The organism is Sinomicrobium kalidii (assembly GCF_021183825.1).
Classification (GTDB): Bacteria; Bacteroidota; Bacteroidia; order Flavobacteriales; family Flavobacteriaceae; genus Sinomicrobium; species Sinomicrobium kalidii.
In genome coordinates this window covers 5,060,061-5,073,722 of the sequence record NZ_CP089211.1, presented here as the reverse complement: position 1 = coordinate 5,073,722, position 13,662 = coordinate 5,060,061, and the positions used below count along the sequence as shown (strand labels likewise).

The 13,662-nt window shown below is 46.0% G+C and carries 8 protein-coding genes; all 8 read right to left on the bottom strand.

Annotated features, from left to right (window positions below; all coding sequences use genetic code 11):
• Positions 1–28 precede the first annotated feature (28 nt).
• Positions 29–1,645 carry a RagB/SusD family nutrient uptake outer membrane protein gene (locus LS482_RS20460; RefSeq protein ID WP_233029447.1) on the bottom strand — a complete coding sequence of 539 codons (1,617 nt, stop codon included), beginning with the start codon at positions 1,643–1,645 and terminating at the stop codon, positions 29–31.
• An 11-nt stretch (positions 1,646–1,656) separates the two neighbouring features.
• Positions 1,657–4,677 carry a SusC/RagA family TonB-linked outer membrane protein gene (locus LS482_RS20455; protein WP_233029446.1) on the bottom strand — a complete coding sequence of 1,007 codons (3,021 nt, stop codon included), beginning with the start codon at positions 4,675–4,677 and terminating at the stop codon, positions 1,657–1,659.
• A 260-nt stretch (positions 4,678–4,937) separates the two neighbouring features.
• Positions 4,938–6,554 carry a sodium:solute symporter gene (locus LS482_RS20450; protein WP_233029444.1) on the bottom strand — a complete coding sequence of 539 codons (1,617 nt, stop codon included), beginning with the start codon at positions 6,552–6,554 and terminating at the stop codon, positions 4,938–4,940.
• A 53-nt stretch (positions 6,555–6,607) separates the two neighbouring features.
• Complete coding sequence (locus tag LS482_RS20445; protein WP_233029443.1) at positions 6,608–7,774, bottom strand: aldose epimerase family protein; 1,167 nt, start codon at positions 7,772–7,774, stop codon at positions 6,608–6,610.
• Between the two features lie 119 nt (positions 7,775–7,893).
• Positions 7,894–9,390, bottom strand: coding sequence for an L-arabinose isomerase (araA, locus tag LS482_RS20440; RefSeq protein WP_233029441.1), 1,497 nt, complete (start codon positions 9,388–9,390; stop codon positions 7,894–7,896).
• A gap of 61 nt (positions 9,391–9,451) precedes the next feature.
• Complete coding sequence (locus tag LS482_RS20435) at positions 9,452–10,150, bottom strand: L-ribulose-5-phosphate 4-epimerase (RefSeq protein ID WP_233029439.1); 699 nt, start codon at positions 10,148–10,150, stop codon at positions 9,452–9,454.
• Positions 10,143–11,843, bottom strand: a complete 1,701-nt coding sequence (locus LS482_RS20430; RefSeq protein ID WP_233029437.1) for a ribulokinase — start codon at positions 11,841–11,843, stop codon at positions 10,143–10,145. The genes LS482_RS20435 and LS482_RS20430 overlap by 8 nt, the downstream gene beginning before the upstream one ends.
• Before the next feature lie 48 nt (positions 11,844–11,891).
• A complete protein-coding gene (locus LS482_RS20425) occupies positions 11,892–13,436 on the bottom strand; it encodes an alpha-N-arabinofuranosidase (protein ID WP_233029436.1) in 1,545 nt (514 codons plus the stop codon).
• Between the last annotated feature and the right edge of the window lie 226 nt (positions 13,437–13,662).

The following is a 13,662-nucleotide window of genomic DNA, read 5'->3' as shown; positions in this document are numbered from 1 at the left end:
TATAGGTTAAATTCAAAAGTAAAGGCTATTAATATCCCGGATTTTGTTCCAGGTTGGCATTGGTGTTCATTTCTTCCAGGCCTATGGGGAACAAGATGGTATACTCTCCTTTTGGCTCATGGTTATACCAGCTTTTTGTCTGGTAAACCCCGAACCTGATCAGGTCTGTCCTCCTTCTGGCTTCACAGGCAAATTCCCATCCGAGTTCATCGAGAAAACGCCCGTATTGTACGGGAGATTGATCGCCGGGGTTGTCGATACTTCCATCTTCTGCCAGTGTTCCGTATTCAACAGTAGTATCTCCTTCGAGTTCTGCTCCGGTAACCGCAGCATCGGCAGGATCGTCAAAGGACCGCATTCTGATCTCCGTTACTATCTGTGCGGCTGCATCGCTTTGTCCGGTCCTCAACAGCGCTTCGGCTTTCATCATCAGGACATCTGTATATCTCAAAAATGGAAAATCATTATTTAAAGAGCCTGTAGCTCCGGGTTCGATTTCGTATTTCCCACATCTGAAACCTTCGGTAAAATCACAGCCTTTGATACTCGGCATTTCCTTGACCAGGGTCATCACCACGCTTCCGTCATTGGCATCAAACTGGTCTCCCATAAGCCAGGTATCTTCCAATCGATTATCGTTAGGATCATAACTATCTATAAACTGTGGATTACAGCTGGACCCTCCCCAGGGTTGTGCTTCCATATCAAAGACCCGTCTGTGGTCGGGCAGTAACATCTTCATATGGGCATTCCATATATAATAATCTCCCTGGTTAGCATATATCTCATGGTAAGGAACGGCGAATATTATTTCGGGATTATCTTCATTATGTGCCCCGAAAACAGCTTTATAACTCCCTGACAAGCTATATGCACCTCCGTTTATGATCTCATCGCATGCTTCTATACATTTTGCCCACCGGGCCGTGCCGCTATATACTTCTGCATTGAGATATACTCTGGCCAGTATGTGATATGCCGCATATCTGGTCATACGTCCGTAAGTCAATTTTTTATTTTCCGGCGTGACTTCCAACAGGAAAGGAATCACTTCGTTCAACTCAGATACCACAAAATCATACACTTCTTTCCTGGTATTCTGAACGGGTAGCTCATCACTGTAACTGGAAATGATCGGTACGTTTCCATGCGTATCGAGGAGCATGGAATAATACAGGGCCCGAAGCGCTCTCATTTCCGCTACAATATCCGTAACCTGTTCTTCAGTTACGGGAAGGTCCCCGGATTCCACCTGAAGGATCACCCTGTTTGCATTATTTATTCCTTTAAAACACATGATCCAGGTATTTCTGGGCTGCCACTGGAGGTTATCCCATTCATGCTTGTGCATTCTTTTGTAGGTTCCCCCGTCATCCCATCCGTTGGGCCTCGTAGGGGTGACGATCATATCGGCCGGTTCTTCCTGCAGGTCGAATAACCCTTGCCATCCCATGATATATCGCAGCGGTGTATAGGCCGAAGCCATTACAGCCACTACATCCGAATCGGCAGGAACAAAAGAATCTTCCGTTACTTCCGAAAAAACGTCCTCGTCCAGCTTGGTGCACCCTAAAAGTGACATACCAAAAAGAATGCCCAGTGTCAAGGTCCTGATCTTAAATGAAGTTATATAATTTGTTTTCATGGTTCCGTGTTTTAAAATGTGAAGTTAATTCCTAATGAAAAGGTTCTTGTAGAAGGGTATTTATCCCTGTTGTCATTTCCGGGAATTACCCCGTTAGCCGAATCCCTGTTCCTGTTCACCTCCGGATCAACCCCCTTATATCCGGTAATGGTAATCAGGTTTAAACCTGATGCGTAGATCCTGAAATTCTCCGCAAATTTTAAAACCGACTTAGGTAATGTATACCCCAGGGTTATATTGTCAATTTTGAGAAAATCCCCATCTTCCACATAATAGCTTACCAATCTTTGAACATCGTTGAGTACCGCCTTGCCATAAACCTTATCATAGGCCGATTTTAACGTATTGTAATCCACTGTGGGGTTCTCATAGAACATCCTGGAAAAGTTGAGTATCTGGTAGTCCAGTGCTCCCCTCATGTTCATCTGGAAATCCCAGTTTTTATACTTCACCGTATTGTTCCAGCTGTAATAAGCTTTTGGAAGGCCATTTCCCAGAATCTGTCTGTCTTCCGTAGTGGATTCAGTAGCGGGGATGACATCTCCGTCGGGAGTCTCGATCAGCCAGATCCCGTCTTCGGTAATATCCACGCTTTTCCACCCGAAGAAGTTTCCTATCGGCTGTCCTTCCTGTATCCTGTGTGTACTTACCTGTATGGGTTCTCCAGTAGCCCCTTCGTCAAAAAAGTCGTTGGTAAGCTGAAATTCATCATTCGAAAGGGATACCACTTCATTGGTATTGGTAGAGTAGGTAAGGTTGGCCGTCCATTGGAAATTATCCGTTTTAAACGGAATAACATTTACCAAAAATTCCAGCCCTGAATTTTTGATCTCCGCTACGTTTGCAGTCATTTCGCTGTAATAATAAGGAGGTGTGGGAACACTATAATTCCACAATGCATCTTTAGTCCTTCTGCTGTAATAATCTACGGAACCATTTATACGGTCATTGAGAAAACTGAAGTCCAGTCCGAAATTGAACTCTTCCTTTTTCTCCCACCGCAAATCGGGGTTTGCATTCCTTGTGGGCACCAGTTCCCTTATCCAGTTTCCGTTGTACAAAAAGTAATTTCTATACGTCAGTCCGCTTAACGATTGATACCTGGATCCCGCATTGGTTCCCGTAATCCCGAATCCGGCCCTTAACTTCAGGTTGTAGACCCAGTCAACACTGTCCATAAAAGATTCCTGGCTGATGCGCCATCCCGCCGAAATCCCGGGAAAATTTCCCCATTTGTAATTTTCGCCAAACCTGGAAGATCCTTCCCGCCGGAAACTGGCCAGCAGCAGGTAGCGGTCGTCAAAATTGTAAGTCACCCGTGAAAAGAACGCGATGAGCTTATCTTCATTCTTATAACTTCCCATACCCGCTTCACCGAGTTGAAGTCCCTGACCGGTTTCCAAATTATTATAGCCAAAACCGTCGGTAGGAAAACGGCGATTATTGGCCCAGAACCCTTCATTGGTGTTATCTTCATAATTATATCCCAGTAAGCCCGTTAACTTGTGTTTTCCGAACTCCTGGTTATAATCTGCGGTTATTTGCCCGTAATTCCCGACATAATCATCTGTTCCCCGGGAAGCGAACCCGTCCTGTCCGTATTTTACCGTAGACACATGGTTTTTTGTCCGGTAAAAACCACGGATGTTGGAATTCCCCTTTCGGGTGTAAAGCCCTTTGACACTGAGGTTACTACTGAAATCATAGCTCACACTAATGTCGAAACGGACATTTCTGTACCTGTTCTCCCCGATAGTTTCCTGGATATAGCCTACGGGGTTATCGTAAAAGTATACATCTCTCTCAAACCAGTTCCCGTTTTCGTCCCTTACGGGCTCCGTGGGGTTTCTTATCAAGGCCTGCCTGTAAATATAGGGATCAAAACTATCTCCGTCACCTAAGGCACTGAATGTTTGCTCACTTACAATAAGTCCGAGATTAGTTTTCAGCTTGTTGTCGAACATGGCGTGGTTAACACTGATCCGTCCGGTATATTTCTTGTTATCCGATTTCAGAAAAATCCCTTCTATATCTCTGTAATTCAACGAGGCAGTAAGATTGGTAGATTCACTACCTCCTCTGAAAGTAAGGTTATGTACCTGGCTGTAGGCGTTCCGGGTAATTTCGTCCAGCCAGTCGGTATCTGCTCCGAAATCCTGAAGGTTTGCCCCGGTAAAGGTATATCCCTCATCCCATTTTTGCCGAAGGTCCGAAGCACTTAAAAAATCCAGTTTGTTAGCGATAGTCGAAAGCGAGGCATAACCATTGTATTCTATGGTAGGTTTAATATTGTAGTTGCCTTTTTTGGTGGTTATGATAATCACACCGTTGGTTCCCCTGGTACCGTAAATGGCTGTGGCCGATCCGTCCTTCAGTACATCTACGGATTCAATGTCTTCGGGAGCTACAGTATTGAGGTTACCCGGAACACCGTCAATCAGGACCAGAGGATTTGTCCCGCCCTGTAATGACGACATCCCCCGTAAATTGATCTGCGAACCATCTGTGGGGTCTCCCGAGGGTGTGGAAATGGTCAGCCCTGCAACTTTTCCCTGGATCAACTGCGCTGCGTCCCTTACATTTCCCTGGATGAAATCCTCGGATTTGACTGTAGCTACAGCACTGGTTACGTCTGCCTTTTTCTGTGTCCCGAACCCGATGAGCACTACTTCATCCAATTCCTGCATATCTTCCTTTAAAAGGATATCCAGGTTCGTGCGGTCCCCCACATTCATCTCAGTGGTCTGAAATCCCAAATAAGACACTACGATAACGGGGTTTTCAGTGCTTAAAGTCAGTTCGTAGTTTCCGTCAAAATCGGTGACACTACCATTTGTGGTGTTCTTTTCCAATACTGAGGCTCCGCCGATAGGTATTCCATGTTCATCCGTTACGGTTCCCCTGACAACCTGCTGTGCAAAGGACGATACGGACCAGCAAAAACAAAGTATAAAAAAAAGTTGCCTGTTTACCGCTCCGAAATCTGTTTTTCTTTTCCATAATGAAAAGATAGATGGATTATTCGTTTTCATAGTACGTAAAGAGTTAGTTATTATAAAGTGTATCCTATACACGTTATAAAAGTATAAACTAACCCTCCATCCTGTTAAATAAGATATTAGCTGATTTTAATACTATATTAGCATTTTATCGCCCTTATATGGTAATAACTCAATAAAATCTTACAAATAATCTTAAAACGTACATATTCAGAGTGATTTTATGTTAAAATAAAAGCCCCGAAAGACGATGCTCCCGGGGCTTTAAACAAGCTTTGATTTCTTTGTAATTATTAAGTTCCGTTAAATGATATCATTACCCAGATCACAATAGCCAGGATCACTACGGAAGCGGCAATATCTACCCAGGAATAGCTTTTTTCACTGCTTTTTTCCTTAGATGATAATGTGCCGAATGTCAGTCCCGCCAGTTGTTTTTCATCCTGAGCCGGAGTTAACAGGCTCACCGCTACTAGCAATATAATACAGAAGAGGAAGAACCAGGCGCCGAAAGTCAGGAAATTCATTGTTGCCAGGGTATGCAGTATACTCCCCGATGTAAAACTGTCACTCATCAATTCGATAGCGATCCTGCCCATCCCGATGATAAAACCGATAACCAGCGTAGCGTATGCTCCTGTGGCATTGATCCGCTTGTAGAAGATACCGAGCAGGAATACCGCAGTAATCGGAGGGGCTATATAGGATTGCACGGATTGCAGGTATTCATAAAGCACACCGGATATATTGGCCATGATGGGAATCCAGATTATACCGAGAAACACTACGACCAATGTTGCTATTCGTCCTATACGTACCAGTTTTATCTCCGGGGTGTCCGGTTTGAGTTTTTTATAGATATCCACGGTAAACAGGGTAGAACAGGAATTGAACACAGATGCGAGGGAACTCATCAAGGCGGCAAGCAAGCCTGCAGCTACCAGTCCGCGAAGTCCCGAAGGTAACAGGTTACTCATGAGTACGGGAAAAGCCTGGTCCGGAGTATCCCACTCCAGCAATCCTTTTTGCTTTAAGGCCAGGGCTATAACTCCAGGAATTAAAAATATAAACACGGGAAGCAATTTAAGGAACGCACCCCAAATGGCTCCTCTCCTTCCCTCTTTGAGGTTTTTTGCCGTCAATGTCCGCTGTACGATATACTGGTCGGTACACCAATACCAAATACCGATAATGGTACTGGTGATGAACAAGCTCGGCCAGGGAAAGTCGGGATCGGAAGGCGGTCGCCACATGTTGAAGTATTCCGGTCCGAGGGTAGCTTTCAGTTCTCCCCATCCGCCAACATGATCCAGGCCGATAAAGGTCAGCGCTGTCGCACCGATCACAAGAATAATGGCTTGCAGGGTTTCCGTATAGACCACGGCACGCATCCCCCCGAAAATGGTATAAACTCCTGTTAAAATCACTGTGGCTATGGCACCTACCCAGAAATTGATACCGAGTAATGCGGAAACCACTACCCCTCCGGCATATATTGTAACCGAAACTTTAGTGAGTATGTAAGCCACCAGGGATACAACGGACAAAAACCACCGGGATTTTGCGCTGAACCGCCGTTCCAGGAACTCCGGCATGGTAAACACACCGCTGCGTGCATAGAACGGCAGGAATACCCAGCCCAGGATCAGTACCACCCAGGCCTGGATCTCAAAAATAAGCATGGGCATTTTATCTCCGGCACCGGCACCGGCCAGCCCCACTACGTGTTCCGAGCCGATGTTGGAAGCAAATATGGAGGCTCCTACTACGAACCAGCCTATATTTCTTCCGGCGAGGAAATAATCTTCAGTATTTTTTGTCTTCTTTAATATTACCCATAAGGCCAGGCCGAACAGGACTAAAAAGTAAATGGATATACATATCCAGTCTAAAGTATCTAAACTTTTCATGTGTTATGGTCGGTTTTTATGGAAAAGTGAGGTGTCCCCTGATTCCATAAGTTTTATTTAACAGAAAATTTGAAAACAGTCGTTGTGTTATATTCTTCTCCCGGGTTGAGCACCGTAGTCGGGAAATCGGGCTGGTTGGGAGCATCGGGATAGTGTTGCGTTTCCAGGCACAAACCGGAACGGAAACCGTATTTTTTATTTCCTTTCCCGGTCAGTGACCCGTCCAGGAAGTTTCCGGAATAAAACTGAATGCCGGGCTCTGTGGTAAGTACTTCCATCACACGGCCACTTGAAGGATCGTAAAGGGAAGCGGCTTTTTTCATACTGCCGTTTTCACCGTTCAGCACCCAGCAATGATCATAGCCATTCCCGTAGCTCAACTGCTCATCCTGCTGTTCGATATCTTTCCCTACAGTTTTGGATTGCCTGAAATCAAACGGAGTGCCTCCAACTTTTTTTAATTCTCCGGTAGGGATCAAGGTTTTGCTTACCGGGAGGAAAGCATCGGCATTTAACTGCAGTTCCTGACTGAGAATATTTTCGCTGTCCGGGGCAAGGTTAAAATAGGAATGCTGAGTAAGGTTCACCACCGTTTTTTTATCGGTGGTTGCCCGGTAATTCACCTTGAGTTCGTCATTATTGGTCAGGGTATAGGTTACAGTTATATCCAGGTTACCGGGATACCCTTCTTCCATATCCTTGCTTTTATACCGGAGTTTCAGGGCTGTGCCGTTGTCTACCTTTGCTTCCGAGGCTTTCCAAAGAACCTTGTCAAATCCCTTATTCCCCCCGTGCAGGTGGTTCTTTCCGTCATTTTGTGCCAGGGTATATTCGGTGTCATCCAAAGTGAATTTCCCATTGGCGATACGATTGCCATACCTGCCGATAATTGCTCCGAAGTAGGGTACTTTCTGCAGGTAGTCTTCCAAAGTGTCAAAACCGAGCACAATATCTCCTGTTTTTCCTTCTTTATCGGGAGTTTTCAGGGAGGTAATGATCCCGCCATAGGTCATCACCTTCATTTCTATGCCATTGGTGTTGGTAAGTGTATAGCGTTCCACTTCCTTTCCATCGGGCAATGTGCCGAACTTTTCACGGGTTACGGAGGTCCGGACCTCCTTTTCCCCTGTTGCCGGTTCCTTTTGTTCTTCCTGTTTCTTTTGTTTGGTATTACAGGCCAGCAAGGCAAATAATACAGCAGTTAAATAATAGGTTTTCATAGATCTCTAATTTGACTGGTGTGCTTTGACGCTGCTTAGCAACCGGTGGATTCCGATTCCATTCAAAATGACGGAACCGATTAGTCTTTCCTCCGGTTGCTAAGCAGCGTCAAAACATGTTACATATTGTTTTGAAACAAGTGGTAATATACTTCATTCCACCGTAACTTATCCTTGAAATCCCGGACAATGGTATCTTTATCTATGGGCAGCAACTCTACCCCTGCAATTTCTGCAAAATCTTCCATGAATTCGGTTGTAGCGGCTTTGCTGTACACCGTATGATGGGAGCCCCCTGCGAGTATCCAGGCGGATGCGGCAGTTTCAAGGTCAGGCTCGGGTTTCCACAAAGCGCGGGCCACGGGAAGTTTGGGCAGGTCGTGCTCCGGTGCTACCGTTTGTACTTCGTTGACCAGCAGGCGGAACCTGTTTCCCATATCCATCAGTGCCACATTTATGGCGGGGCCGGCTCCTACATCGAACACCAATCGCGCAGGGTCTTCTTTTCCTCCGATGGATAACGGATGTACTTCCAGCCTGGGCTGTCCCGAAGCTATGGAAGGGCATATTTCGAGCATATGCGACCCTAGTACCCTGGAACCGTTTTTACGGAAATCATAGGTGTAATCCTCCATAAATGAGGTTCCGCCTTCAAGTCCCTGGGTCATTACTTTCATGGTATGAAGTAATGCCGCAGTTTTCCAGTCGCCTTCTCCTCCGTAGCCGTAACCGTCGGCCATCAGCCGTTGGGTGGGGATACCGGGTAGTTGCTTAAACCCGTGAAGGTCCTCAAACGTATTGGTAAATCCTCCGAAACCGCCTTCTTCCAAGAAGGCCCGGAGTCCGAGCTCTATTCTTGCAGCATCTTTTACGGAAGTTTCATTAAATGCGGGATTATCGGTTTTATACAGTTCCCTGTAAGTAGCTACCAGCGCCTCCACTTCACTGTCTGTTACAGCATTCAGGTATTCCACCACATCACCGATACCATATCCGTTTACGGCGAAACCGAAACGTACCTCGGCCTCTACCTTATCGCCTTCGGTTACGGCAACGTTCCGCATATTATCGCCTATCCTGGCTATTTTTGTGGTTTGGAAAGCATGCCATCCAACAGCAACACGACTCCATGTTCCGAGTTTCTTCTGCACTTTTTCATCTTTCCAGTGCCCGGCAATTACTTTGCGGTTTTTCCGCAGCCTGCTTACCATAAAACCGAATTCCCTTCCGCCGTGGGCAGACTGGTTTTCGTTCATAAAGTCCATGTCAATATCGTCCCAAGGTATTTCGGAATTATACTGGGTATGCAGATGGCACATCGGCTTGTTTAACAGTTGCAGCCCTTTTATCCACATTTTAGCGGGTGAAAAGGTGTGCATCCACACCACAACCCCCACACACCGGTCAGTTACATTGGCTTCCCGGCAAATTGCCGCGATCTGTTCCGATGTGGTCACGGTAGGTTTAAAGACCACATCTACCGGTATTTCGCTGCTGTTATTGAGATTTTTTGCTATTTCTTCCGAATGCCTGGCAACATTCCTTAATGTTTCTTCCCCGTATAAGTGCTGGCTACCCGTGACGAACCACACTTCGTGTTCATTCAGTTTTATCATTTTTATCGCTTGATTATCCTTTTGTTTTTTACGTTACTTGAATTCTTATTGTTTTTGTTATTTATTGTCCGTAATACGCATCTTTTCCGTGTTTACGGTTGTAATGCTTTTGTATTAAAGTATCCTTCAATCGCGGTGCGGAAGGATTTATCTGCAGGGTAAGGTAGGCCATCTTAGCCAGTTCTTCCATTACTTTACTGTTATACACGGCCTTGTCTGCATTTTTCCCCCAGGCAAAAGGCCCGTGGTTACCCAGCAATACCATTTCCACTTCCGTATGGGACAGCCCTTTTTCTTTAAAACAGTCTATGATCTGCTTGCCCGTCATATGCTCATAATTTCCTTCTATGTATTCATCCTTCATGGGAGGTGCACAGGGAATGTCACTGGTCAGGTGGTCGGCATGGGTGGTCCCGAAAATGGGGATGTCCATCTGTGCCTGCGCCCAGGCTACGGAATAGGTGGCATGGGTATGTACAATACTTCCGATATCTTCCCAGGTCTTGTAAAGGTAAGCATGGGTTTTCGTATCTGAAGACGGGCGCATTTTTCCTTCTACAATATTGTTTTCAAAATCGACTATAACTATGTCTTCCGGGGCAAGGTCTTCATAAGGTACTCCGCTGGGCTTAATGGCAAAGACGTTGTTTTTCCGGTCCACGCAGCTTACATTACCAAAAGTGTATACCACTAACCCGAGTTCGGGCAATTCCATATTTGCCTTGTAACACACTTCTTTTATTGCTTTGTATTCAGACATCCGATGTAACTTTTATAGTGTTTTTCTTATGCGTATCTTCTTCAATAAACTCAGCAAGGGTTTCATAGCGGGCATATTTTTCATTGTAGATCCCGATCATATTTTCCCTGGGTTCATAAGTCTTTTCCATAGGGCTGCCCATAGCTTTTACAGCGTCCTCCACAGTGGGATATACCCTTGCGGCAACAGCAGCATAGATGGCCGCCCCGAGTGCGGGTGCCTGGTCGGAAACGGCAATCCGTATGGGCCTGTTTAACACATCGGCAAGGGTTTGCATAACGAAAGGCGCTTTTTTAGCTACTCCGCCTATCCCTACAACCGATTTTATTTCCACACCTTCTTCCTCAAACCTGTCTACGATCTTCCGGGCACCGAAACATATGGCTTCAACCAGTGCACGGAATATATGCGGGGCCTTCGTTCCGAGATCAAGTCCCGTAATGGCAGATTTCAGGGCCTGGTCGGCGAAAGGGGTCCGGCGTCCGTTTATCCAGTCCAGAGCGAGGGGAACACTTTCTTCCGCAGGAATCTTTTCTGCCTGTACCGATAATTCGGGGATCACCCTGTTTCTGAGTTCTTCTTTAAGTTGTTGCCTGGTTTCCTCCGAAAGTAATTCCGTATCCTGTAACAGATTATCCAAAGGCCAGGATACGATTTCCCGGAACCACGCCAGCAAATCACCAAAGGCAGATTGTCCCGCTTCCAGGCCCATCCAGCCGGGGACAACAGAACCGTCCACCTGTCCGCAAATACCTTTTACGGCATTGGTCCCGATAACCTCTTTGGGGGCTACCATAATATCACAGGTAGAAGTCCCCATTACCCTTACCAGGGAAAAAGCTTCGGCACCGGCTCCTACAGCTCCGGCATGGGCATCAAAGGTACCGACAGCTACTACGGTATTTTCGGTCAACCCGAGTTTTTCACTCCACTCTTTGCTCAGGTTACCGGCTACCACATCGGAAGTATGGGTATCCGTATAAAGATTTTGTTTGACCTCTACGAGATACGGGTCCAGCCGGGAGAGAAAATCATCTTCCGGAAGTCCGCCCCAGCTTTCGTGCCACATGGCCTTGTGCCCGGCGGCACATCTGCTCCGCTTAAAAGCTTTGGGATCTTTTTCACCCGTGAGAATGTACGTCATCTGGTCGCAGTGTTCCATCCAGGACCACGCAGCTTCTTTCACGGCACTGTCTTTCCTTACAATGTGCAGTATTTTTGCCCAAAACCATTCCGAGGAATACACACCTCCTATGTATTTGGTGTAATCTGTTCCTCCCCAGGTCCTGGATACGCGGTTGATCTCCGCGGCTTCGTTGATTGAAGTGTGGTCTTTCCAGAGGACCATCATCGCATTGGGGTTTTCTTCAAAACCCGGCGTCAATGCCAGTGCCGTACCGTTTTTATCCACGGGAACGGGAGATGACCCCGTGGTATCGATACATATTCCGAGAACATCTTCCGGTTTTATTCCTGATCTTTCCACCACCTTTTTAATGGTAGCTTCCATACCTTCAATATGGTCCAGCGGATGTTGACGGAAACGGTTTTTTCCGGCATTACAGTACTTTCCTTCTTTCCATCTCCTGTACCAATGTACTTCGCTTTCGAGGGTATCCCCGTTGGCCGTATCTACCAGTACAGCCCTTACCGAATCCGTACCAAAATCCAATCCAACTACATAACTGCTCATGTTACTATATTCTGTTTTTCAATATTTAAAACTAATTCAAAAAAATAATCATTTAAATTCGAGTGTCACTACGGAAAATGGAGGAAGTTCTACTTCGAGTGCCCCTTTTTTACGGGAAAAATCCGTGAATTTCCCCGGCGTTACTTTTTCCGGGTTCTCAAAAGTGTTGTGGTCCTGAAGTTTTTCGGAAGCAAGAATGGTTCCCTCAGTATTTTTCAGGTTTACCCCTTCCAAATTAAGGGACACCGTATGTTCCTCGGAAGCGTCGATATTCGCCAGTGATACGTGCACAGTTCCGTTTTTATCCCTGGAAGCCGAAACCGAAAGTGCCGGAAGTTTTTCCCCGTTATAAGTATAATCCACATTGTCGAATTCTACCGGAAGCAGGGTGGCATCCTGGTGGACACTGTACATTTTCATTACGTGGTATGTAGGGGTAAGTATCATTTTTTCTTCATCGGTGAGGATCACGGCCTGCAGCACATTAACTGTTTGTGCCAGGTTGGCCATTTTCACCCGCCTTGCATGATTGTTGAAAATATTAAGCGTAGTTGCGGCGATCATGGCGTCGCGCATGGTGTTCTGCTGGTAAAGGAAGCCGGGATTGGTGCCGGGTTCCACATCGTACCATCCGCCCCACTCGTCTACTACGAGGGCTATCTTGTTTTCCGGGTCATATTTGTCCATAATGGCGCTGTGCTTTGTTACCAGCTCTTCCATTTCCAGGGCGCTTTGCATCGTGCGGAAATATTGTTTTTCGGTAAAAGTAGCGGCCGGTCCTTTATTGTTCCATTCTATTACAGCATAGTGATGCAGTGCCATACCTTCTATAAGGTTGTGCTTAATGTTCTTCATCAGCACTTCGGTCCAGTTATAATCTGCATCGGATGCCCCGGAAGCTATGCGGAATATACCACTTTCATTAGACCACCCCGTAAGAAAGGTAGCGTACTTTCTGTAGACGTCAGAATAGTATTCTGCAGTCATATTTCCGCCACATCCCCAGGCTTCGTTACCGATACCCCAGTATTTTACGTCCCAGGGCTCCTTGCGGCCGTTCTCCCTTCTCAGGTCGGCCATGGGGCTCGTTCCATCGTGGTTTGTATACTGCACCCAGTCGATGAGTTCCTGTACCGTGCCGCTTCCCACATTTCCGGAAAGGTAAGGTTCCGTTTCCAGGAGTTCGCACATATTTAAAAAGTCGTGTGTCCCGAAGCTGTTGTCTTCCGTCACTCCTCCCCACCAGCGGTTTACTATGGTCGGGCGCTCTTCCCTGGGGCCGATTCCGTCTTTCCAGTGGTAGGTATCGGCAAAACATCCGCCGGGCCAGCGGAGATTGGGTATTTTCAGCGCTTTCAATGCATCAACAATATCATTCCGTACCCCTGCGGTGTTGGGGATCGTCTTGTTGTCCTCCCCTATGTAAAAGCCGTCATATATACAACGGCCAAGGTGTTCGGCAAAATGACCGTAGATGTGTTTACTTATAGTGTGCTCTCCAGCATCCGTCTGCACAACCACTTTCTGCTGTGCCTGCGTACCTAATACGGATAGCCCGAACAGGGCCACCGATAAGATAGTGTTGGTTTTCATAGTTTTAAAGATTAAAAGTGTATGTTTTACATTTGTAAAAGTAAATAAAAAATATTAAAATGCTAATTATAATCGAAAAAAAAGTGCCCCGGAATTAGGAACTACACAATTTGAACCTCTGAAGCAGTATGCAGTGTGCCCGAAAACAAAATATTTTTGCCGGATTTTAGTTTTTCATAAAATTAAATGTATATTTATCCATAAATAAAGATAATCTTACAAAATT